This window comes from Streptomyces sp. NBC_00038 (assembly GCF_026343635.1).
In the GTDB taxonomy this organism is placed as follows: Bacteria; Actinomycetota; Actinomycetes; order Streptomycetales; family Streptomycetaceae; genus Streptomyces.
In genome coordinates this window covers 6,304,656-6,326,540 of the sequence record NZ_JAPELQ010000001.1, presented here as the reverse complement: position 1 = coordinate 6,326,540, position 21,885 = coordinate 6,304,656, and the positions used below count along the sequence as shown (strand labels likewise).

At 66.3% G+C, this 21,885-nt stretch carries 26 protein-coding genes, 3 tRNA genes and 1 pseudogene; 8 read left to right on the top strand and 22 right to left on the bottom strand.

What is annotated here, in order from left to right:
• The first annotated feature begins 24 nt into the window (after positions 1–24).
• Positions 25–1,053 carry an adenosine deaminase gene (locus tag OG219_RS28760; RefSeq protein WP_266831250.1) on the top strand — a complete coding sequence of 343 codons (1,029 nt, stop codon included), beginning with the start codon at positions 25–27 and terminating at the stop codon, positions 1,051–1,053.
• Here OG219_RS28760 and OG219_RS28755 read toward each other — a convergent pair.
• Positions 1,034–1,585 (bottom strand): annotated as a pseudogene (locus OG219_RS28755) (hypothetical protein); the annotation flags it as partial. The gene OG219_RS28760 and the pseudogene OG219_RS28755 overlap by 20 nt on opposite strands.
• Positions 1,586–1,591: 6 nt before the next feature.
• Positions 1,592–2,203: a TetR/AcrR family transcriptional regulator gene (locus OG219_RS28750; protein WP_266831248.1), complete on the bottom strand. Its 612-nt coding sequence runs from the start codon at positions 2,201–2,203 to the stop codon at positions 1,592–1,594.
• Positions 2,204–2,329: 126 nt separating this feature from the next.
• Between OG219_RS28750 and OG219_RS28745 the strand changes: the two genes are divergently transcribed.
• Entirely contained in the window at positions 2,330–2,962 is a 633-nt protein-coding gene (locus OG219_RS28745; protein WP_266831246.1) for an NAD(P)-dependent oxidoreductase, read from the top strand.
• Positions 2,963–3,027: 65 nt separating this feature from the next.
• Here the strand turns inward: OG219_RS28745 and OG219_RS28740 are convergent, their stop codons facing one another.
• From OG219_RS28740 to OG219_RS28700, 9 genes are all read right to left on the bottom strand, one after another.
• Positions 3,028–4,083 carry a UDP-N-acetylmuramate dehydrogenase gene (locus OG219_RS28740; RefSeq protein WP_266831244.1) on the bottom strand — a complete coding sequence of 352 codons (1,056 nt, stop codon included), beginning with the start codon at positions 4,081–4,083 and terminating at the stop codon, positions 3,028–3,030.
• A 74-nt stretch (positions 4,084–4,157) separates the two neighbouring features.
• Entirely contained in the window at positions 4,158–4,490 is a 333-nt protein-coding gene (locus OG219_RS28735) for a hypothetical protein (RefSeq protein ID WP_266831242.1), read from the bottom strand.
• Positions 4,491–4,714: 224 nt separating this feature from the next.
• Entirely contained in the window at positions 4,715–6,154 is a 1,440-nt protein-coding gene (locus OG219_RS28730; RefSeq protein ID WP_266831240.1) for a DHA2 family efflux MFS transporter permease subunit, read from the bottom strand.
• Positions 6,155–6,269: 115 nt separating this feature from the next.
• The gene (locus OG219_RS28725; RefSeq protein ID WP_266831238.1) at positions 6,270–6,869 is read right to left on the bottom strand and encodes a TetR/AcrR family transcriptional regulator; all 600 of its coding nucleotides are present in this window, start codon (positions 6,867–6,869) and stop codon (positions 6,270–6,272) included.
• Between the two features lie 115 nt (positions 6,870–6,984).
• Positions 6,985–7,413, bottom strand: coding sequence for a MaoC family dehydratase (locus OG219_RS28720; protein WP_266831236.1), 429 nt, complete (start codon positions 7,411–7,413; stop codon positions 6,985–6,987).
• A gap of 2 nt (positions 7,414–7,415) precedes the next feature.
• Entirely contained in the window at positions 7,416–7,862 is a 447-nt protein-coding gene (locus tag OG219_RS28715; protein ID WP_266831234.1) for a MaoC family dehydratase N-terminal domain-containing protein, read from the bottom strand.
• Between the two features lie 147 nt (positions 7,863–8,009).
• The gene (rpmG, locus tag OG219_RS28710) at positions 8,010–8,174 is read right to left on the bottom strand and encodes a 50S ribosomal protein L33 (protein ID WP_004571794.1); all 165 of its coding nucleotides are present in this window, start codon (positions 8,172–8,174) and stop codon (positions 8,010–8,012) included.
• Between the two features lie 89 nt (positions 8,175–8,263).
• Positions 8,264–8,336 (bottom strand) — tRNA-Met (locus tag OG219_RS28705).
• A gap of 46 nt (positions 8,337–8,382) precedes the next feature.
• Positions 8,383–8,455: transfer RNA gene (locus tag OG219_RS28700), tRNA-Thr, on the bottom strand.
• Between the two features lie 364 nt (positions 8,456–8,819).
• On the opposite strand from OG219_RS28700, the gene OG219_RS28695 reads away from it, so the two are divergent.
• Positions 8,820–10,088: an amidohydrolase family protein gene (locus tag OG219_RS28695; RefSeq protein WP_266836263.1), complete on the top strand. Its 1,269-nt coding sequence runs from the start codon at positions 8,820–8,822 to the stop codon at positions 10,086–10,088.
• A 148-nt stretch (positions 10,089–10,236) separates the two neighbouring features.
• On the opposite strand, the gene OG219_RS28690 is transcribed toward OG219_RS28695, so the two are convergent.
• Positions 10,237–11,220: a hypothetical protein gene (locus OG219_RS28690; RefSeq protein ID WP_266831232.1), complete on the bottom strand. Its 984-nt coding sequence runs from the start codon at positions 11,218–11,220 to the stop codon at positions 10,237–10,239.
• A 173-nt stretch (positions 11,221–11,393) separates the two neighbouring features.
• Here OG219_RS28690 and OG219_RS28685 point away from each other — a divergent pair, with 173 nt between their 5' ends.
• Entirely contained in the window at positions 11,394–12,050 is a 657-nt protein-coding gene (locus OG219_RS28685; RefSeq protein ID WP_266831230.1) for an SDR family oxidoreductase, read from the top strand.
• Between the two features lie 97 nt (positions 12,051–12,147).
• On the opposite strand, the gene OG219_RS28680 is transcribed toward OG219_RS28685, so the two are convergent.
• From OG219_RS28680 to OG219_RS28655, 6 genes are all read right to left on the bottom strand, one after another.
• The gene (locus OG219_RS28680; protein ID WP_266831228.1) at positions 12,148–12,360 is read right to left on the bottom strand and encodes a hypothetical protein; all 213 of its coding nucleotides are present in this window, start codon (positions 12,358–12,360) and stop codon (positions 12,148–12,150) included.
• A gap of 102 nt (positions 12,361–12,462) precedes the next feature.
• Positions 12,463–12,549 (bottom strand) — tRNA-Tyr (locus OG219_RS28675).
• A 148-nt stretch (positions 12,550–12,697) separates the two neighbouring features.
• On the bottom strand, positions 12,698–13,036 hold the full coding sequence (locus OG219_RS28670; protein ID WP_266831226.1) for a hypothetical protein: 339 nt from the start codon (positions 13,034–13,036) through the stop codon (positions 12,698–12,700).
• 388 nt (positions 13,037–13,424) lie between these two features.
• Positions 13,425–14,237, bottom strand: a complete 813-nt coding sequence (locus OG219_RS28665) for a ParB/RepB/Spo0J family partition protein (protein ID WP_266831224.1) — start codon at positions 14,235–14,237, stop codon at positions 13,425–13,427.
• A gap of 235 nt (positions 14,238–14,472) precedes the next feature.
• Positions 14,473–15,816: a hypothetical protein gene (locus OG219_RS28660; RefSeq protein WP_266831222.1), complete on the bottom strand. Its 1,344-nt coding sequence runs from the start codon at positions 15,814–15,816 to the stop codon at positions 14,473–14,475.
• A gap of 315 nt (positions 15,817–16,131) precedes the next feature.
• Entirely contained in the window at positions 16,132–16,305 is a 174-nt protein-coding gene (locus OG219_RS28655) for a hypothetical protein (protein WP_266831220.1), read from the bottom strand.
• Positions 16,306–16,603: 298 nt separating this feature from the next.
• On the opposite strand from OG219_RS28655, the gene OG219_RS28650 reads away from it, so the two are divergent.
• Both OG219_RS28650 and OG219_RS28645 read left to right on the top strand, forming a co-directional pair.
• Positions 16,604–17,728 (top strand): hypothetical protein, encoded by a 1,125-nt coding sequence (locus tag OG219_RS28650; protein WP_266831218.1) that lies wholly within the window; start codon positions 16,604–16,606, stop codon positions 17,726–17,728.
• Positions 17,718–18,164 (top strand): hypothetical protein, encoded by a 447-nt coding sequence (locus OG219_RS28645; RefSeq protein ID WP_266831216.1) that lies wholly within the window; start codon positions 17,718–17,720, stop codon positions 18,162–18,164. Before OG219_RS28650 ends, OG219_RS28645 begins: the two co-directional genes overlap by 11 nt.
• A 111-nt stretch (positions 18,165–18,275) precedes the next feature.
• Here OG219_RS28645 and OG219_RS28640 read toward each other — a convergent pair whose 3' ends face one another.
• Complete coding sequence (locus tag OG219_RS28640; protein ID WP_266836262.1) at positions 18,276–18,431, bottom strand: hypothetical protein; 156 nt, start codon at positions 18,429–18,431, stop codon at positions 18,276–18,278.
• A 3-nt stretch (positions 18,432–18,434) separates the two neighbouring features.
• A complete protein-coding gene (locus OG219_RS28635; RefSeq protein ID WP_266831214.1) occupies positions 18,435–18,698 on the bottom strand; it encodes a hypothetical protein in 264 nt (87 codons plus the stop codon).
• Positions 18,699–18,879: 181 nt separating this feature from the next.
• Here OG219_RS28635 and OG219_RS28630 point away from each other — a divergent pair, with 181 nt between their 5' ends.
• On the top strand, positions 18,880–19,392 hold the full coding sequence (locus OG219_RS28630) for a hypothetical protein (RefSeq protein WP_266831212.1): 513 nt from the start codon (positions 18,880–18,882) through the stop codon (positions 19,390–19,392).
• 116 nt (positions 19,393–19,508) lie between these two features.
• On the opposite strand, the gene OG219_RS28625 is transcribed toward OG219_RS28630, so the two are convergent.
• Entirely contained in the window at positions 19,509–19,784 is a 276-nt protein-coding gene (locus tag OG219_RS28625) for a hypothetical protein (RefSeq protein WP_266831210.1), read from the bottom strand.
• A 95-nt stretch (positions 19,785–19,879) separates the two neighbouring features.
• The gene (locus tag OG219_RS28620) at positions 19,880–20,698 is read right to left on the bottom strand and encodes a bifunctional 2-polyprenyl-6-hydroxyphenol methylase/3-demethylubiquinol 3-O-methyltransferase UbiG (protein WP_266831208.1); all 819 of its coding nucleotides are present in this window, start codon (positions 20,696–20,698) and stop codon (positions 19,880–19,882) included.
• 61 nt (positions 20,699–20,759) lie between these two features.
• Here OG219_RS28620 and OG219_RS28615 point away from each other — a divergent pair, with 61 nt between their 5' ends.
• A complete protein-coding gene (locus tag OG219_RS28615) occupies positions 20,760–21,476 on the top strand; it encodes a GntR family transcriptional regulator (RefSeq protein WP_266836261.1) in 717 nt (238 codons plus the stop codon).
• Positions 21,477–21,885 lie beyond the last annotated feature (409 nt).

Here is a 21,885-nt window from a genome sequence, read left to right as displayed (position 1 = left end):
ATCCGCGTACGGCAAGATCCTGGGATGGAGCGCGTACGTGATGTAAATGAACTACCGAAGGCCCATCTGCACCTGCACTTCACCGGGTCGATGCGGTCCACGACCCTTCTGGAGCTGGCCGACAAGTACGGCGTACGGCTGCCCGACGCACTGACCAGCGGGGAGCCGCCGAAGCTGCGGGCGACCGACGAGCGCGGCTGGTTCCGGTTCCAGCGGCTGTACGACGCGGCGCGGTCGTGCCTCAGAGAGCCCGAGGACATCCGGCGGCTGGTGCGCGAGGCCGCCGAGGAGGACGTGAAGGACGGCTCCGGGTGGCTGGAGATCCAGGTCGACCCGACGTCGTACGCCCCCCGCCTCGGCGGTCTGATCCCGGCTCTCGAAGTCATCCTGGACGCGGTGGACTCGGCCTCGCGTGAGACAGGGCTCGGGATGCGCGTCCTGGTGGCGGCGAACCGTATGAAACACCCGCTGGACGCCCGTACGCTGGCCCGCCTGGCCGTGCGGTACGCGGACCGGGGCATCGTCGGTTTCGGGCTCTCGAACGACGAACGGCGGGGTATGGCGCGGGACTTCGACCGGGCCTTCGAGATCGCGCGCGAGGGCGGTCTGCTGGCCGCGCCGCACGGCGGCGAGCTGACGGGGCCCGCCTCGGTCCGCGACTGCCTGGACGACCTGCACGCCTCGCGGATCGGCCATGGGGTGCGCGCCGCGGAGGACCCCCGGCTGATGAAACGCCTCGCGGACCGCGGGGTGACCTGTGAGGTCTGCCCGGCCTCGAACGTCGCCCTGGGGGTGTACGAGAAGCCGGAGGACGTCCCCCTGCGCACACTCTTCGAAGCCGGAGTCCCCATGGCCCTCGGCGCCGACGACCCACTGCTCTTCGGATCCCGGCTGGCAGCCCAGTACGAGATCGCCCGCCGGTACCACGACTTCACGGACCCCGAACTGGCCGAACTGGCAAGGCAGTCCATCCGCGCCTCGGCCGCCCCTGAGGACGTACGGGAGAAACTGCTGTCCGGGGTCGACGAGTGGCTCAGCGGCCCGGTCTCCTGAAATGCGCGTACGGCGGATACGCCTTGAAGCAGATGAGAACCTCGGGCGCGCGCCAGCTGTCGCCACGGTCCGCTTTCAGGCCGCGGATCCCGGTCATCAGCGCTGAGCGCCCTTTGACGACGCGTTTCTCACGCGGCCCCCAGCCTGCCGCATAGGCGAGGGCGGACGCGGTGTCGGCGAAGACGTCGCGGCTGCCGATGAGGAAGAACGTCCGGGCGTGCGAGGTGTGGTGCAGCAGGTCGCGCATGTCCTTGTGGTGGCGCCGCTGCTGCCAGGACGCGGCGTCGCGCGCGGTGCGGGCCTCGTCGGTGCGGACGGTGAGCGGAGTGCCGTGCACCAGCTTGCGGCGCAGTTGCGGCCATGCACTGGGGCGCAGACCGAGCGACTGGTGGACCAGGACGAGGTCCACGAGGTCGCCACACCCCTCGTCCGGCGGGACACCGCTTCTGAGTGGCACATGCACGATCGTGTGCCTGGAGTACGCGGCGAAGGAGAACAGGCCGGCCAGCCGGTTCAGGCCGTCGTGGTCGCCCGAGGGTCAGTAAGGGCCATGGGCAACGGAGATACCGCGCAGGAGCGTGCGGGCGAGTGCCGGGGCGAAGGTGTCCAGGGGCGGGGGCTTGCCGTCCTCCGTCATGTCGTAGGCGAAGGCGCGCTGGGCGCAGGCGCCGAGGAGTAGGGATGCGGCCGCGAAGGTGTCGGCGCAGAGGTGGATGCGACCCGCCTTCTGTTCCGCGCGCAGGTACTCGGCGACCCCTCGGATGGGCATGTGCGGGCCCGCTCCCATCGCCCGCATCGCCTCGTCGTGGCGCCGCTTGAGCTGCTTCTCCGCGTACAAGGAGGCAGCTATCGGGAAACTCTGCTCATAGAAGAGGGCGGCCTGGCGGGCGATCTCCGTGAGGTTCTCCTCGACGGTGTGCTCCCCCGGCTCGGCCGTGAGTCTGCCCAGGAGGGGGCCCAGCGTGGGGAGGCGTTCCTCCAGGACGTGGATGAACAGCTCTTCCTTGCTCGCGAAGTACTTGTAGAGCGCCGCTTCGGAGCAGCCCGCCGCCTTGGCGATCTCCTTGGTGGTGGTGCGGGCGAGGCCGACGGTGAGCATGAGCTCGTGCGCCGCGTCGAGGAGGCGGATCCGAGCCGGTTTCTGCTGCATGGGGCCCAACGATTCCATGAAGGAGCCAATCAGACTTGACGGGTGGGTGAGTACTTACTCACTCTAGAGGTAGGCATCGGTGAGTGAATACTCACCCACCGACCGATCATGCGAGGAGAGCACGTCATGAAGCTCACCGTTTTCGGTGCCACCGGGGGCATCGGGCAGGAGATCGTCCGGCAGGCCCTGGCATCGGGCCATCAGGTCACGGCCGTCGTGCGGGATCCCGCACGGTTCACCCTCACGGGCGCGGATCTGGAGGTGTTCCGCGCCGACCTCACCGACCCGGAGGCGCTGCGCCCCGCGGTCGCTGGCCGGGACGCGGTCCTCTCCGGCCTCGGCGCCCGCAGCCGCAAGGACGCCGGGGTCACGGCGAAGCTGACCCGCAGGGTGCTGGCCGCCATGGAGGCGGAGTCCGTACGGAGGCTGCTCGTGGTGAGCGCGAGTCCGATCGGTCCCGATCCCGAGGGCGCCACGCTCGTCGACCGCGCCATGCGGAGTGTGATCTCGGGGATCCTGAAGGACGTCTACGCCGACCTCAGGGAGATGGAGGACGAGCTGGCCCGCAGCGGGACGGACTGGACCGCCGTACGCCCGCCACGCCTCCAGGACAAGCCGCTGACCGGTTCGTACCGGACGGTCGTCGGGGGCTTCCCGCTCAAGGGCAGGTTCATCGCGCGCGCCGACGTGGCCCACGCGATGCTGGCCATGACGGACGACCCGGGAACGGTGAAGCAGGGCGTCGGAGTCGCCTACTAAGACCCCCACTAGGACCCCTGCGAGGGTTCACACCAGGGCGCGTACTGGAAGCACCAGGGCTCGTACTAGAGCTCCACGCCGACCGTCACCGGCTCGTTGACCAGCGTGATCCCGAACGCGTCACGTACTCCGGCGACGACCTCGCGGGCCAGCGCGAGGAGATCCTCGGTGGTGGCCTCGCCCCGGTTGGTGAGGGCCAGTGTGTGCTTGGTGGAGATCCGGGCCGGCCCACTGCCATAGCCCTTGGTGAAGCCCGACTTGTCGATCAGCCAGGCCGCGGAGGTCTTGGTGTGGCCGTCGCCCGCCGGGTACGCGGGCGGTGCGGCATCGGCGCCGAGCCGCACCTCCACGCGCGCGTGGAAGGCGGCGAACTCCTCGTCCGTGAGGATCGGGTTGGTGAAGAACGACCCGGCCGACCAGGTGTCGTGGTCCTCGGGGTCGAGCACCATGCCCTTGCCGGAACGCAGCTTCAGCACGGTCTCCCGGGCCTTCTCGAGCGGCACCCGGTCACCGGGCTCGACACCCAGCGCGCGAGCCGTCTCGGCGTACTTGACCGGCGCACTCAGCCCTTCCGCGTCCTCCAGCGCGAAGCGGACCCGCAGCACGACATGGCGCTCGGGGTCTGCCTTGAAGCGGCTGTGGCGGTACGAGAAGGCGCAGTCGGCGTTCGTCAACGTGACCGTCTCATGCGTCTTCCGGTCGTACGCGATCACTTCGGTGATCGTCGACGACACTTCCTGGCCGTACGCGCCCACGTTCTGGATCGGTGTCGCGCCCGCGGAACCGGGGATCCCCGCAAGGCACTCGATGCCGGCGAGCCCCGCCTCGACGGTGCGGGCGACCGCGTCGGTCCACACCTCGCCCGCCGCCAGCTCCAGCTTCCCGCCGTCGAGTTCGAAGCCGTTCGTCGCGATGCGCAGGGCGGTCCCGGCGAAGCCCTTGTCGCCGATGACCAGGTTGGATCCGCCACCGATCACCAGCAGCGGCGTACCGGCGTCGTCGGCCTCGCGAACGGCGGCGACCACCTCGGCGTCGGTCGTGGCGGTGATCAGCCGGGTCGCCGGGCCCCCGAGCCTGAAGGTGGTCAGCGGGGCGAGCGGGGCGTCGTGGAGTACCTGCACGGGCTCAAGACTACGAGAAGGAGCGGGGGCGCCCGGTCATCGGTGCACCCACAAAGATCAAAGATCAAGCATGGCTAGTCGCCCATGAACCACAAGTAGCTGCCCGGCGTCGCCTCACACGCTTCAAGGAGCTCGGCAAGGTCGAGCAGAGCCGCTTTCTGCTGGTCGTCAGCGCACCCCTGTGTCAGGGCGGCGACTTCCCGGCGGGCGGCTTGAGCTTCCTGTTCGTTGAACAGCGTGTCGCCGTACGGATCAACCCAGCCGAGCTTGCCCGAGCCATGCCGGTCGAGGGTGCCCAGCACCCTCGCCAACGCTTCACCGTGCTCGTAGGAGCCCCGCAGCAAGGTGTCGCGGGACGACCCCTTGCGCGCAGGTCGCCCAGAGTGCAGTTCCAGCTCAATCCCCATGAGCCCTCCATCGGCCTCGGAACCCGAAGCTTCGCAGAGATCATTTGTCAGACAAACTCCGAGCTGGTGCGCGGGCGCGGGGAAGGCCCCGCCACAAGCACGCGGGGCCTTCCCCTGCCGTACATCGGAAGGGACTCAGTCAAAGTGCGGGGAGGCTCCGTAGGCGCCGGGCACCTAGCTCGCCCGAAGCCACATGCTCGGAGTCCCCGCGAAGAACCGGGGTTTCACCGGGAGACGGTTTCGAGGGCGGGCTCCGGGTCCGAGGCCACGACCTTGGTCCCGGTCACCGACGGCCGGCCCGGCAGCAGCGCCGCGGCCGCCGCACCCGCGGCTACCACCGCGGCGCCCACCCACAGCGCGGGCGAGAGTCCGTCGACGAAGCGCTGCGCGGACTCATAGCCGCCCTGGGCGGAGAAGACCGAGGCGAGGACCGCGATACCGAGTGCGCCGCCGACCTCGCGGAGGGCGTTGTTGGCGCCGGAGGCGATGCCCTGCTCGGACGGGAGGACGCTGGACATCACCAGGGCGGCGGACGGGGCGAAGTACAGGCCCATGCCGATGCCGCTGATGATCAGGGCGGGCAGCTGAGCCACGTACGACATCTCGGGCGAGACGACCAGCGCGAACCAGCCGAGCCCGACGGCCTGCAGCGTGAGGCCCGCGGTGACCACCGGGCGTCCGCCGATCCGGTCCGACAGATACCCGGCGATGGGGGCGACGATCATCGGCATGCCGGTCCAGGGGAGCATCCGCAGGCCCGCCTCGGTCGGCGAGTAGCCGAGGACACCCTGCAGGAACTGGCTCAGCAGGAAGATCGAGCCGAACATCCCGACGAACATCAGCAGGCTGGCGGCGTTGATCGCGGAGAAGGCGCGGCTGCGGAAGAGCCGCATGGGCAGCATCGGGTTCTTGGCGCGGATCCCGTGCAGGACGAAACCGGCGAGCAGCGCGCCGCCCGCGATCAGGCCGGTGAGCACGGGAGCGCTGGTCCAGCCGTCGATGTTGCCGCGGATCAGGGCGTACACGACCCCGAAGAGACCACCGCTGGCGAGCACGGTGCCGGTGAAGTCGAGCGGGGCGCCGGTGCCGTACGACTCGGAGAGACGCAGCCGGGCGAGCGGCAGCAGCGCGAGACCCAGCGGAACGTTCAGCCAGAAGATCCACTGCCAGGACACGTGCTCGGTGAGGCTGCCGCCGATGAGGGGCCCGGAGGCGACCGCGAGTCCGTTGACGGCACCCCAAATGCCGTACGCCATCCCGCGCTTGGCGGCCGGAACGGCGGCCGCCAGGAGAGTCAGAGTCAGCGGCATCATGATCGCCGCGCCGACTCCCTGGACCGCGCGGGCCGCGATCAGCGAGTCGATGCCGGGCGCCATCGCCGCGCCGGCGGACGCGCCGGTGAAGACGGCGAGACCGACGAGGAAGAGCCGCCGGCGGCCGAACCGGTCACCCAGGGCCGCGCCGAACATCAGCAGCACGGCGAAGGTGAGCGTGTACGCGCTCACGGTCCATTCCAGGTCGTCCAGCCCTCCCCCGAGGTCCTCGCGGATGGAGGGCAGGGCGGTGGTGACGACGAGGTTGTCGAGGGCCGCCATGAATCCGGCGGCGCTGGTGATGACGAGGGCCCAGACGGCTCCCCCGCGGCGTGCTGTCTGCTGTGACATCGCTCCCCCAGAGGGTGATCACTGTCGGCTGCTGCCGATGGTTAGTTATTGATGACTAACTTTGATGGGCATAAAAAGGCGATGCCCTCCGCCTTCCTCATTTCGGCTTCCTTGTTCAGCCTTCGTCAGGAGCGGTCCCCGGGGGACCGACTTCGAGCCGCCCCTTCGTCCGCGCCGACGGGTAGAGCCCTTCCCAGACCCGGTGCTCCGGCGAAAAACCCATGGCCACCAGGCAGTTGACGAGCATTCCGTACGCCATGAAGGTCGTGGTTTCGTTCACATCGGCTCCGAGCGGAATGTGAGCGGTGTCCCAGAGCCGCATCCAGCGGTCCCGCACCAACTCGCCGAACTCGTGGTCACCGGCCTCCTCGGCCGCCGCGACCGCCACGTACGTCTGCATCTGCATGAGCAGCCGCTCGGGCTCCTCCGCGATGACCTGGGTGTACGCGTTGGCCATGGAGTGCAGGGCCTCTTCACCCTCCAGCCCCTTGGAGGCCTCCTCGAACGTCTGCCGGAAGAGGTCCATACAGCGCTCGGTCGCCGCAAGGAAGATCGCCCGCTTGCCCGGGAAGAGCCTGAAGAGGTACGGCTGCGAGACACCCACACGCTTGGCGATCGCCTCGGTGGAAGTGCCGCTGTAGCCACCGCGGGCGAACTCGCTCATCGCCGCACGGATGACGCTCTCGCGCCTCTCTTCTGCGCTCATCCTGACCATGCAAGTAAGTTAGTGCTCAATCACTAACTACGTCAAGGGGCAGGTGCAACGCGTAAGGGGCGTCCGCAATGGCGGACGCCCCTTACCTGAGTCACCTAGGTCACCCGTGACACCTTCAGGCCAGCCGTACGACCGCTCGCGACATACCCAGCACCTTCTGGCCCGCACTGGTCGCGGTGAGGTCGACGCGGACGGTGTTGTCGTCGAGCTTGGCGCCGATCTTGGCGCTGACCTCGACGGTCGCACCCTTGTCGTCGTTCGGGACGACGACGGGCTTGGTGAAGCGGACGCCGTACTCGAGGACCGCGCCCGGGTCGCCGGCCCAGTCGGTGACGACGCGGATCGCCTCGGCCATGGTGAACATGCCGTGGGCGATGACGTCGGGGAGGCCGACCTCGACCGCGAACCTCTCGTTCCAGTGGATCGGGTTGAAGTCCCCGGAAGCACCCGCGTACCGCACCAGCGTGGCCCGGGTCACGGGGAAGGACTGGGCCGGCAGCTCGGTGCCGACCTCGACGTCGTCGTATGCGATCTTCGCCGTCATGGTCAGCCCTCCGCCCGCGCCACGAGCTTGGTGATCGCGGTCACCACGTGCTCGCCCGCCTCGTCGTGGACCTCGCCGCGGATGTCCAGGATGTCGTTGCCCGCCATGGACTTGATCGCCTCGATGGTCGAGGTGACCGTAAGCCGGTCCCCCGCGCGCACCGGGCGACTGTAGGCGAACTTCTGGTCGCCGTGCACCACGCGGCTGTAGTCGAGACCCAGTTGGGGATCTTCGATGACCTGCCCCGCGGCCTTGAAGGAGATCGCGAAGACGAACGTCGGCGGGGCGATCACATCGGGGTATCCGAGGGCCTTGGCGGCCTCCGGGTCCGTGTAGGCCGGGTTGGTGTCCCCCACGGCCTCGGCGAACTCGCGGATCTTCTCGCGCCCGACCTCATAGGGGTCGGTGGGCGGGTAGGACCGCCCCACGAAGGACTGGTCGAGCGCCATGGGCTCGGCACCTCCTGGCTTTCAGCCGGTGAATCGAACGCGGGTCTGACGAAGGCAGATGCAGCGAAGACAGGTGTAACGAAGGCAGGTGTAACGACGCGAGGCCGCCCCCCGCGAAGGGGACGGCCTCGTGTACGAGCCTGAAACTTATCGCGTTTCGCGGTGCGCGGTGTGCGCATTGCAACGCGGGCAGTGCTTCTTCATCTCCAGTCGGTCCGGGTCGTTACGCCGGTTCTTCTTGGTGATGTAGTTCCGCTCCTTGCACTCCACGCAGGCCAGCGTGATCTTGGGGCGGACGTCGGTGGCAGCCACAGGAGTGCTCCTTGACGAACGGAATAGGACTATTGACGCATGAAAGAGTAGCCGATCGAAGGACCGACCCCACAATCGGCTACTGTCAGTAGCGGTGACCGGACTTGAACCGGTGACACAGCGATTATGAGCCGCTTGCTCTACCGACTGAGCTACACCGCTGAGATGCGATCGGTTCCCGCCTTGCGACGGGAACCTCCCACACCAGAGCCCCAATACGGAATCGAACCGTAGACCTTCTCCTTACCATGGAGACGCTCTACCGACTGAGCTATTGGGGCGAGCGATGAAGACATTACACGGTCGGCCGCCGATCGCCCAAATCCGTTTCGCGGCAACCGCCCCGGCCTGTTCCTCGCCGATTCCCGGGCGTTCCCACGGTCGTCCCACGCACCACGAACCACAGCCGTGACCCCGTGGTCGAACCCCATGACGCCTTCCGCGTCCTCGGCCTCCGCTCCCCGACGGACCGCCGGGATTCTCCCCGACGGACCACACCAGTACGACTATTGCGCTCCTCCCCGATGCGGACAGGTCGCCGCCCTAGGCTCGGCTCACGCTGTGTGATCTTGTGTCTCCACTCTCCGCAGTCGCCCCGCCCCGCAGCCGCCCCCGAGCCCCAGGAGCGCGATGCCCGACAGTCAGATGCCCGAGAGCCAGCCGCAGCCGCCCCACTCCTCGTCGGGACAGTCAGGACAGGCGGGACCGTCTGGGCCTTCGGGCCAGACCGACACGGCCACCCTCCTGCTGTGCGGGGCACGGCTCACAGACGGCCGGATCGTGGACGTACGGCTGAGCGGCGGGCGCATCGAGGCGGTCGGCACCACCGGGAGCCTCAGCGCCCACGGCGCGCGCGTCGACGTGAGCGGCTACCTCCTCCTGCCGGCCCCTGCCGAGCCGCACGCCCACGGCGACACCGCGCTGACGGCGGAGGGCGACGGCCCCTTCTCGTACGACGCCGAGGAGGTCCAGCGCCGGGCCACCGAGGCCGCGTTGCTGCAACTCGGGCACGGGGCCACGGCGTTGCGCTCACACGTGCGCGTCGGCGATGTACAGGGGCTCGACGCGCTGGCCGCGGTGCTCCAGGCGCGGCGGTCGCTGCGGGGGCTCGCCGAGCTGACGACGGTGGCGATGCCCCGGGTGCTGACCGGGGTCGCCGGGGCGGACGGGCTCGCGATGCTGCGGGACGCGGTGAAAATGGGCGCCTCCGTAGTGGGCGGTTGCCCGGACACCGACCCCGATCCGACGGGCTACGTGGAAGCGGTCCTGGAGCTCGCCTCAGAGCACGGCTGCCCGGTCGACCTGCACACGGACGCCGCCGACCCCGCACGGCTCGGACGGCTCGCGGCGATGGCGGGCGGGCTGCGCCCCGGAGTGACGCTCGGCCCGTGCGGCGGACTCGGCCGACTGCCCGCCGAGGTCGCCTCCCGCGGGGCGGACCAGCTCGCCGCGGCCGGGGTGACCGTGGTCTGCCTGCCGCAGGGCGGGTGCGGGGCCGTGGACCGGCGCGGAATCGCTCCGGTACGCCTGTTGCGGGCGGCCGGGGTACGGGTCGCCGCGGGCAGCGGCGCCCTGCGCGACGTAGCGAATCCGGTGGGCCGCGGCGACCCGCTGGAGGCCGCCTATCTGCTGGCCTCGCGGCACGGGCTGCGCCCCGAGGACGCGTACGACGCCGTGAGTTCCGTCGCCCGGTCCGCCCTCGGACTGCCCGAGGTGCGCGTGGAGGCGGGATTTCCGGCCGAGTTGCTCGCCGTACGCGGGGACGGGCTCGCCGGAGCGCTGTCGCTGGCGTACAGCCGCATCGTGGTGCACCGGGGGCGCGTGGTGGCGCGGACCAGCGCGGTGCGGGAGTACTGCAACTCGGCGGCTACGGGATTGGATCTGCCCCGGCAGGGGCGGGGGGAGCCGTCGTGAACGGGGCCGGGCGGGACGGGGCCCGGCTTTTGTGAGGGCACGCGCGCGTGGCTTGTTTTTGTACGTCCACGCGCGCGTGGCTGGCTTCGTACGTCCACGCGCGTGCCCGGCGCCGACCGGCGCGCTCGCCGGTCGGCGCACCAGGTGCTCAGAACTCGCCGCCGCCCAACAGGGCACCGGAGAACAGGCTGTCCCCGGGCACCTTGTCCGTGGGGATCTCCGTGGCACCCGACGGCGCGCTGACGTCGCCCGCGTCGGTGAACTTCAGGACCAGCGGCAGCCGGGTGCCCTTCGGCGCGTCGGCGAGGATCGCGAGGTCGATCTCGACCTGGGTCAGGTCGCCGTTCTTCAGCGTGAAGTCGACCGCGACCTTCTTGTTCGGAGCGTCCTTGAGGTCCTTGGCCGTGGGGAGTTCGGCGCCTGCCGGGAGGTCTCCCTCCAACGGCCCGAGCTTGTCGAGGACTCCGGTGAGCAGGTCACGGAAGTTGCCCTGGGCGATGACGTGTTCGGTACCGTCACTGCCGCCCTTGGTGCTGAAGGTGACCTCGCGGGCGATGACACCACTCACGGCATCGATGATCTTCTGCTGGGTCTTGGCGTCGATCCCGTCGGCGCCGCCCGAGGAGGACTCGGACTCCTGGACCTCCTCCAGAGCGCTGGTGTCGATCTTGACCCACTCGCCCTCAAGTACCTTCCTGAACTCCTTCTCGCTCTCCGGGAGCTGATCTGCCGTAGGCATGGGCATGCCCATCGACTCGCCCAGCGCCTTGAAGTCGGCGCGGTAGTACGTGAAGTCGCCGACGACCCGGTACTCGACCAGGACGCCTTCGGGGCCCTCGACCGTGACACTCGTGCCGACGAGATCCTTCTCACCCGAATCCGCCAGCGGCTTCTTGGACTTGACGGAGACCTCGACGCGCAGTCCCGCGAGGAGTTTCGCGAACTCCGGCGGCAACTCCTCCTCGGAACCGGCTTCGCCCGCCAGCGCCGTGAGCGCGTCGGAGTCGGCGTCCAGGTCCAACTCGAAGGCGAGCGACTTCTGTTCGCCGAGCCGGTCGACGGCCTGGTCGACCTTCTGACCTGCGGTGAGATTCTGAACCGTGCCGCAGGCGGCCGCAGTGGCGAGCAGCACGGCGGAGCAGCCGGCCGCGATGACGGTCTTGCGTATGGCGGTGATGGTGTTCTCCTAACGACGCCGCACGGCACGCACGACATCCCCTCGTTCACAGTGATCACTCATGTGACACGTGAGTCATCCACAGGGTTGTGCGGCGAACGCGTCCATCCGGGCGTACGGTCGGAAACATGCGCATTGTTATCGCTGGAGGTCATGGTCAGATCGCGCTGCGGCTGGAGCGACTGCTCGCCGCGCGCGGTGACGAGGTCGCGGGGATCATCCGCCGCGCCGAACAGGGCGACGACCTGCGGACGGCCGGCGCCGAGCCCGTCCTGTGCGACCTGGAGTCCGCCTCGGTGGAAGAGGTCGCCGCACATCTGCAGGGCGCGGACGCGGCCGTCTTCGCGGCGGGCGCGGGCCCGGGCAGCGGCGTGGACCGCAAGAACACCGTGGACCGGGGCGCCGCCGTCAAGTTCGCGGACGCGGCGGAACGCGCCGGCGTACGCCGCCACATCGTCGTCTCCTCCATGGGCGCGGACCCGGCGCACCCGGGCGACGACATCTTCGACGCCTATCTGCGCGCCAAGGGCGAGGCCGACGAGTACGTACGCGGGCGTACGGCCCTGGACTGGACGATCCTGCGCCCCGGCGGCCTGATCGACGACGCCGGCACCGGCCTCGTACGCTTGGAGGCCTCCACCGGCCGCGGCACGATCCCCCGCGACGACGTCGCCGCGGTCCTCGCGGAAATGGTCGACACCGCTGCGACGGCCGGCCTGACGCTGGAACTGATCAGCGGCTCGACCCCGGTTTCGGTGGCGGTCAAGTCGGTGGCGGGGAACTAGGGGCGGGGTTCCGGGGACAAAGTGCCAGGGGCGCGGAGCCAGGCGCTGCGACCGGCGTCAGAAGGGCGGTCAGAACACCAGCCGGAACAACCGCCGGTCAGAACAGCGGTATCTGCCCGGGGAAGTCGGGAACGGCGTACCCGTCCAGCGCGGGCTGAGCCGCCCCGAGCTGCGCATGCCTGCGCGATCCCGGACACGAGACCAGCTCCCCGCTCCCCCGCGCACCCGGCGGATCATGCCGAGCGAACCGCCCCGCGACGACGGCGATCTCCCGACGGCACTCGGGGCAGTTCCTGCGACGCGACGACATGACATCAGTGTGCCCGAGCAACCGACGATTCCCCTGACCCCGAACATGAAGAAACCCCCTCCGAACTGCTTGATCGCAATTCGGAGGGGGTTTCCCTCAATGTGGCGGCGCGTGGATTCGAACCACGGAAGGCGAAGCCGGCAGATTTACAGTCTGCTCAAGATCAGCTATTCGCACCCCATCTGAACTGGGGTTTCCCCAGGTATCAGAGAGGGGTGGGCGCATCCCGCCCACGTCTCGTCCACAAGAGCCAATACCCGTCATCGCATCCCAGGGCCGCAAGTAGGGCCCCTTCGCGATCCCGACAACCGCCCTCGACACCGGACGGCTTGGCGACTCACCGAGGAGCCGCAGGGGCCTGCGAACTCACAGACTCCGGCTTCGGCGCCTTTGTCGTCACCTCGTCGCTTTGGGAAGCAACAAGGATCAGGGTTACGACGACCAAGCACAGGAGCGTGAACCCCAGGAACACGAGCCGCTGTTTCTGCACTGCTGCGACCCGCCCCCCCGTATCGCTCGCGATGATCTCATTCACCTTGGTGCGGTGCTCGAAAAAGTTCTTGATCGCGTCCTTGGGGAGGTTCTTAACGACACGCGCCATGGCAAGGACGAGACCGACGGCAACCACGGGGATGATCACCCACACAGGTGTGCCGTCAGGAAGCTGGAACAACACGGTTTTGCTGACCCTTCACTGCGGTCGGCAAGACGAAAGCAGCACACCGAAAGCGCGCCTGCCGCGGCACAGAGCTGCCCGCCTTGAGGACTTGGTGATACAAGGCAGGGACAGCTTCTAGATCCGCAGGGGTACGAGGGCACCATCGCTAGCGAGATCACGCAGCGTGGTAGCAGGGGAAACCGCAATTGTCGCCCTGGAGCCTAGCCCCGTCTGGGCGAGTAACAGGGCAAGCAGGCACTCCCTCAGACGTCGCGGGATTAACACCTCGCGGCATCTGGGCCTGTCGATTCCCATGCTCCAAGCCTGGCAAGATCGCGTCTGCTCCGTCAAGCCGTAAGGACTCACCACTCCGTGGTTCGGAGAGGGCACGGCTGACTTCGGCGAGCTACTCCTCGATCCGGTTCGCCGACCTGCGACCTGCGTTCCAGGCCTGAATGACGAGCCGATAGGCAGTTGTTACGCGTGACCCGGTGCCGCTGTTGTTGAACCCGCCGCGAGACGACCGGCTGAGGATCTCTGCACGCCACTTGACCGCTGTACCCATGGCCAGCATTTTTCGAGCGAGCTCTTTGTCCTCGGCGATGTCGCCCCATCGACCAAGGAACTGACCGATGCCGCCGAGGATCATGCCGTCCCAAGTCTCCGGGGAACGGTCGAAAGCTGCCTCCGCAACCCAGAGGGTTCGATCGAGGACCGGTGCGCCGAATCGTTCCGTGATCCGCAGGACTCCGGACACGGCCCCCACGCCGTTGGTGGAGGTAGAGCCGAGGATGAGCCCGTGCTTCTTCAGGACTCGGTCGGTGTGGACGAAGAGGGGAACGCCGCCAGTGAGACCCACGTGGTACTCATCGATAGGCCTCGGCTTGTGGGACTCACGGTTCTTGATCAGGAAGAGGATCGCTTCCTGATCCAGCGTCAGGCCATGGTGAATCTCGGTCTTCACTGTGGGGATGCCGGCCAACTGGCAGGCACGGTGACGGTGCTGTCCATCCACGATGTACTTCTCGCCGTCGTCCCGCTGAGACACCATGATGAGGCCGATGGCCTCCGGAACGATGTTGTCCGCAATGCGCTGAGCCCTGCCCTCATTGAGGGTCCGCTGCGCTTGGGGGTCGATCTTGAGGTCGCTGACCGCGACCTCCTTCCCGTAGTCCACTTTGTGGGCCGGGAGCTCGTACGCGTACTGAGGCTTAGGCATAGAGATGCCCTTCCGCGCTGCGTTCAGGGGATTGTCGGCATAGCCGGGGATTTGGGGATACAGCGCGCGGAGAACTCAATCACGGAGCACTCGTTTCCACAAGTGGGCTGGCCAGCAGGCGAGTCGAGGGCGTATCTGTGCCGTGGAGGTACGCCTTGAGTTGTCATCGACAAGGCGGGACAGCAAATCGAGCGCTGGGCGCACGGGGCAAAACCGGCGCTGCCTCAATGCGAACCTATCCCGGGCGGCTGCCTCCGTCGAAGAGGCCAACTTCCTGTCCCGGCCAGGCCAGAACGACTCCGACGCGACGGCACAGGCCGAGCCAGCGAGGATCGAGCGGCTGACGCTCCACCCACAGCACAGCCCGTACCTTCTCTCCTCGTGCCTGCAATTGATCCTGGTAGTCCAGGACTTGGCCGAGCCCGACTCGAAGTTGACGTACTTCGTTGGACTCGGTGAGCGACTTGACTTCACAGACGCTGAGATCTCCGGAATGGTCACGCCAAGCTAGATCGAAGTCAGGATCGATCGCATTCGGCGAGAGCACGGAGAGCCCGTACTTGCCGGCGGATTCGGCCAAGGAGTTCTGGAGTCGTCGGTGCGCCTTGAGGTTGCGACCGGTCAGGTCAGGGTCCGGTGTACCGGGCTGCTGTGGTGCCGGAACGACAGACTCGTCAGCGGGACGGTAGCCCGTGCCGACGGGTGCGTCCCGGTGCTGCGGGGTGGTTCCAATGGGAACCATGTGGAAGCGAATGACCTGTCGAAGTGGTCCTCCGCCAGTGGGCGGGGCTTGGCCATACGAAAAGGGGGTCACGTCGTCCAGAACAACTTCGCCGACGTATCGCACAGTGCCGCGGGCACCCTCGAACAGACGTAGGCGGTCCCCCGTCAGACGGTAGTCACGGATCGCCTTATTGCCCTTGGTGAAGACCTGGTCACCCTTCTGTCCCTCGCCGGTGTAGTGGAACGTGCCGTCTTCCGCCCATTCGTCGTAGTAGCCGTGTTGATGGCCGGAACGTGGATCCGTGAAGATCAGCACGTTAGGCGACCGTCGTGAGGTACTGATCCCGTTCTGACTTGAGCCGCCGTAGCGCTCGTGCAGGTCGACGCGACGGATCGTGTCCCCAGGGCGCAGGTCCCAGCCTGGATCTTCGTCCCGAGCATGCTCAAGGGCCTCGATGATCACGGCCCACTGGGCTGGAGTCGCCACGTGTGGATTGGCGGCAAAGGACTGCTTCTGCAAGGAGGAGCCCGCGAAGCGCGGGTCATCGAGGAACCGGCTCCTCGATATCGGGCGTTCGAGCCACTCTTCAACGACCAGCGGGACGTACCAGCGGACGCCCGGATCTTCGCTCCAGTAGGACGCGTCCGCGGATGCGTCCAGGGCGGGGGGCCCGGCGATGTGGCCGTACGCCACTACGGCGGAGGCCGAACCAGTGAGCCACAGGGCGAAGGGATCCCCTGCCGCAAGTTCGTCGCGAAACCTGCCGACGCTCCAGGACCTGAGCTCGTGCCCGTCGCGCCGGAAGGCTTCCAGGTCGAACTTGTTCGGATTGCAGGTCAGGATCCAGGCGTTCACAAGGTCCCCCGTGGCACTGCTCGAATGGATGCGTGGCTAGCCCTGGAGGCTAGAGCATGCGACTGACAGGACTTGACGAAGGATTCAGCGCAGCACGGGGCGGTCCTCAAGCAACTCGCGCCGATGTGCCAGAGACCTGTCATCGAGGGGGGACACGGTCGTTGCTAGACGCTGTGGGCCGCCCTTCGACGGCCCACAGACAGATCAACTCAGGTCCCACTGCGCGATTTTCCGTGGGCACCGTAAGGACGCTGCCACCTGCCTTTACCTATGATTTGAGCGCTGAGGGACACGCAGCGATCTGCACCCGCCCTCTCAGCGTTCACGCACGGCCGTGGCAATCTCACTGCCGGCGTCACGTATAGCGGCCGCCACCTCAAGCAGCCCACTCGTGACCGCCGCCAACCCCCACCCGATGGCGTTGCCGTCGCTGTTGCGGGTTGCCTCTTCCGACCGAGTGTCGGCAATGTTTTCGTTCACGCCTGGCATCGCTCACTCCTTGATCCACACCGGCAAGACGTCGGGTAGCTACCGCATCTAGGCACCGCCCAAGCGCGCACCAGCCGGAATGGCTGGATAGGTGAGAGTGGCCAGAGGCGCCGCCTGAAGAGGCGGAGAACCTCGCATCAGGGAGGAGGCTCACTGCCTCGGGCGGTGACCGCCTGAGGCAGGCGCACCAAAGAGGGACAGCGCCGAAGACTCCGTACATAGGGCTGGCCGGAACAACCGTTAACTGTCATCATCGCAACACGGCAAGTAACGGGCGAACTTTCACTAGAGTGACGGTATGGGGACTGAAGCGCAGCCTTTTGGATCATGGCACCTCCGGGGCGGACGGTACGAACAACACGGACTCCCTGTGGAGGTCCTGTCAGAGTTCGCCCGCTACGAGCGGCTTGTAGTTGACGTGGCCAAAGCCCTCTACATGCGGCGTCACCCAACGCGGCAGCGCGCACCTCGTCAGTTCTCTCAGTTTTCTCTGCGCCTGTCGGATGTCAGGGAGGGAAGCGTAATCCCCGTCCTGGAAGCGCCACGCGGCGAGGACTCACCCCTATTCGAAAATTACGACGCCGGTGTATTCGACGAAGCACGCCTAATCATTCAAGAGGCACTCAAGTCGGTTGGCGATGGGGGGACGATCCCATCCAATTTTCCACCGAATGCGCTACGTGAATTTTCGAGGTTTGGCAGGAGTTTGCAGGACGGGGAATTCATCTACTTTGATGAGGGTCACCCCTCCGAGGCAACTTACTCCCAGAACATCCGACGGACCATCCAAGAGTTGGCGCGGCTTGACCGATTCGAAGTTGAGACACTAGTAATCGGACAGATCACAGGCGTTTACGCCGATGACGGTACTTTCAAAATCCGTTTGGCCAAAAACGGTAAGGTAATTGCTGGGCGTTTCTCCTCGGATGACATCGTCCCAGATCTACGCCAATATCTCGACGTTTCAGCGTTGGCGCCAACCGTATCGGTAAGCTCCGTCGCCATTCAATCGATCAACGATGACATCATCGAAATTCAGGATGTTCTAAATATCGAACCAGTGCTCCCGGCAGATTGGTCGGAGAGGCTGACCGAACTTCATAAACTTGAAGCAGGCTGGCTCGAAGGCACTGGAGAGGTTGTTGTAAGGCGAGTATTGAGAAGGGTTGAATCACTTCTGCTCGAATTGCTCGACTCTGGCATAGAGCGACCATATATCTATCCTACTGAACGCGGCGGGGTTCAGCTTGAATGGAGTTCGAGCGCCGGTGAGGTAACTGCCGAGATTACCAAAACCGAAGAGATCGAAATCTACGCTTTCTCCAAGTCCCGCGATGATGAGCTAGATAAATCCTTCACCGCGCACCAACTAGAGGAAGCCGCACAATTCTTGCTGGGGGGAATTCAGCAATATGCAAGGTGACGTCAACGACCTTCGACCCGGAGAGTTCAAGATCACGGACACGGAGGAGGCGGTTTGGCGTCAAGTGAACCCGGCCTTCGTGCACGATGGGCGCGTATCCAGCCAAGCATTCACACCCTCGGCGAAAGATGAGGGCGAGCTTTCGGTGAATCGATCCTCAAAAGTGTCCGCCCAAGAGTCTTTTGACCACTACACGAAAGTGCTGGAATTTCCTTCCGCCGGGGTTTACTCGCTCACAGTTGGCGAAATATCCGGCGAGGAGCTGAGCGTAATCGACGACTCGGCCGCGGAGGATGGACAGCCTAGGTCACCCGGTCACGCGTTTATCGACTACAGATCTGTACCACCTAAGCGAGCCAAGAAGATAGCGGGACGCCTGCGCCAAAAGGCCGAGAGTCATGATTGGGCCTACCGCTCGGAAGTAGCAGAGGACTAGGTACCGTCGGACAGACTCGCACCCATTAGGGGACAGCGTGGCTGGGCCTTATCGCGGCTTGTCGTTAAGGCCTGCCTACCCCGAACTGTCTGCGCGCGGACTCCATAACGATTAACGACGCAGCGCGATGCCTATGTGGTCGATGACGCCGAGCTCTTCCATCCTGACGAGTTGGTACGCGACTGACCCCGCGCTCGACAGGCCCACGCTTCGGCAGATCTCCCGCATCGAGGGAGTATCCCCGCGGTCGGCTACCCAGCCCCTGATGCACTACAGGATGCGTTCTTGCTGTTCCGTGAGGCGGTCCTCCGCCTCCTCCAGCTCCCGAACCTGTCGGCGCAGTTCGACCCTCGCCCCTGGCGACCGGCCACCTCTCGTCTCCCAGAACGGGTGGGAGGCAAGCCGGGCGGAGAGCTGCTGCAACCCACGACGCAGCGCGGCCGTGTGGAGCGGTCGACGCTCAAGCGCCGCATAAGTGCGGTTCCAGTCGCGTTGAGCCTGGATCAGATCGAGCGGAAACGTCGTGTGCCCCATGACTCAGATTCAATCATGTGTTCGATTTTTGAGGCCAGGACCAGTCCGGGCTGTGACTCGCACTGATAGTTGGCCAGCAGCGCAGGGAACGCGGCAGGCTGTAGGAGCATGCTCAAGTCAATCTGGCCTGTTCTCTCAGAGAGCGTTGGCCAGCAGCGGGACCATGAGAGGCGATGACTAGGTGAACGCGACGTTCTGGCTCGGTATCGCGGGTATCGCCGGCACCCTCATCGGGGCACTGCTCGGCCCAGTCCTTTCCGAGCGCATGCGCCGCAGCAGCGTCCGTACCGAGCAGTTCTCGGCCCAGCGTCTCGTGGTCTATGCAGATCTCCTGCGGGTCGCGGCACGGTTCGCCGATAATGCGCAGACTTGGGCAGTGCACCCTCTGGAAGACCTGGTAGAGAACGAGTCCGAGGAGCTAGACCGTCTTTTTAGCCAGGTCAGAGTTATCGCTAGCTCAAGCGTGTGCGAGCAGGTCCGCAACCTGGAGCGCACCGTAACAGCCTTTAACCGGCAGCTAGCGGAGGCCCAGCCCCACCATCGACGCCTCCTCGAAGCATCAGAAAGCGGACAAGGATCAGGGCAGGACGGCCTAGCTGTGACCCAGCGGATGAACTTGGCCACGGCGGCGGAGGGCGTCCGCGAGGCTTACCGGACACTCTCACGCGCCATTCGCCGGGAGATGCAACCGTGAGCGTAGTGGCCATCTAGCTCTGTGCGTCACACGGGACCTATGCAGGGTGCTGTCCCGTGCCATCCAAGGTTGAGCGTGCGTCATTGAATCTTGAGGGCACACCCTCAGGTGCCGGGCTACGCGTCTCGGATGACGTTGTAGATCGTCTGGGAGGCGGGTGCCGGGTGCGTGGTGTTGTGCCAGCCGATCTCCTCGGCGCGTTTCTCGATGGCCTCTCGTGCAGCTTGAGCTGCGACTTCGTCCTCAAAGAAGGCAATAGACAGTCCGTTGCCAGTTGCAGGATCGATGAGGTGATACGCACCGTGGACGCCGGGCACGGTAGCAGCGGCCTCCAGCACCCAGCCACGGTCATCGGTCGGCATCGGTTCCCAAACGGCCACTCTCGCGATCATCACCGTCTCCCTTGTCCGCTTGCTGAGCTTTCAGGATGCAGCAGCCTTCGGTGACAGCGCTCAGCTTTCGATGACACCGAACAGGTGCGAACGGGTTAGGCAGAGGTGCTAGCCGGGGCCCGTCCCACCGCGAGCAGATGCGAGCTCGCAGCGAGCAATTCTGGATACGGCTCAGCCATCCGCGCGGCTGCCATGGCGGAGGCAATCAGGTCATCGGTAGGTCCCTCGCCAGGTTGCTGTTCGACAGCCTTGACGAGTGACCACGCCGGGCCCTCGATCCCGAAGACTTCCACCTCAGTAAGCCCCGCCTCGCGAAGTTCGTCGGCAAGTTCCTCCGCCCGATGGAAGTACGCCAGGGTGAAGTGCGGGCCGTCATGCACTGCCGTGCGGAGAATCTTCGACACCGGCCCGTACATGCGCTCCGTGTGTAGGTGTGCGTAGGTGACGTGCTCGAAGAGGGAGGCGTAACGGTTGATCGCCGCTGCGGCTACAAGCCCACCGGGCTTGACTACACGCCGCGCCTCAGCGAGGGCCTGACGGCGGTCAGCGGCGTCAGGCAGGTGGTAGAGCGGGCCGAGCAGCTGAACCACGTCGTAGCTGTCGTCACTCGCGTCCAGCGCTCGCGCGTCTCCGAGCGACGCCGCACAGATGGCGGATGCCTGCTCAACGTGGCGAGCGATGGGGTCCACCAAGGAGACCGTGTATCCGTCCTTGACCAACCACTCTGCATGCACGCCAGCCCCGCCACCGACGTCCAGCACCTTCGCAGGCGCCAGTGGAAGGAACCGACGTAGAAGCTCCTGGGTCCTGGCCAGCTCAAGACGGCCATCCGCCGAGCGATGCAGGCGCCTGCTCTCGTCCACGGTCTCGCCATAGAAGCGCGCAACGGAGGGAGCCAATCCGAAATTCGACATAGCGGCAGTATGCTGTGTACCGGTGGACCAGTCCAGCAAGGAGACGGCAAGAGAGGCAGTCATGGCGCTACTGAAGTACGAGGAGATCGCGGAGTCGCTGCGCGCCCGCATCGCCGCTGGCGAGTTCGCGCCAGGTGAGACCGTGCCATCTGGCCGTGACCTGGCAGAACAATGGTCAGTCTCTCGCGCCACCGCCATCAAAGCGATGGATGTGCTGCGGAACGACGGTGTTGTCGTGGCCAAGCAAGGGACAGGGTTCGTGGTGACCGAGACGCCCGTCGCACGGCCGGCGGGGGCGCGACGGGCAGGCTCCGCCCGTGTCACTGGCGGCATGCCCTTCCTGCGCGTCGGCGAGCCGGATTGGGCAGAACCGCCTGCACGCGTGGCAGACGTGCTGGGCCTGGATTCGGGTGTCTCTACGCTGCGGCGCATCCGAATTCTCCAACTCCCGGACGGGAGTCCACACAGCTATGCGGAAGCGTGGTTCCCGCCCGAGATCGCAGAAGCCTCGCCCCGACTCGCACAGACCGCCCCTATTCCGGAAGGAACGACTCGCTACGTACGTCGCCAGACTGGCCGCTACCCAGCCGAGGGAGTGGATGTGACTACGGTCCGCCTGGCTACCGAGTCCGAAGCCCGCCACCTGGGGCTGTCCGAAACAACGGCAGTGGCCGTGGTTCTACACACCGCTTACGACCAAGACGGCCATCCACTCGTGTGCGAGGAAGGGGTCACGCCCTCCCCTCACTACGAACAGGTGGAGAGCTATGCGATGTAGGCCAGAGTGACCCGTAGGAGAGCTGGACCGGTCCGCCGGTCCAGCTTTTTTGTTTCTTTTTCGCGCCCCTGAGCTGCACGGACGGTCAATTCGCTGCATGCGAGGGGGAGTTGGAGCTTGACTGGACCGGTCCACCGGTCCAGTCTATGGATGTGCCCGGAGGAAAGCCCCCCACGGGGGGTGAGTACGAAGGAAGCGCCCGTTGGTTGAGAACTCAACAGAGTGCCGATCCAGCCGCCTGCACAAGGGCGGTCGATGGGTCGAAGTGAGCCCGAGTGCTCACGGTCCTTGACGCCCCTGCACGGGGCGCCGGGGGCCGTGGCTGCTCGGCCGAGCAGACCAAGCAAGAACGGCGCGCGCCCCCGGAGCAGCAACTCCAGGGGCGCTTTGGGGCCGTACCACCGACTAG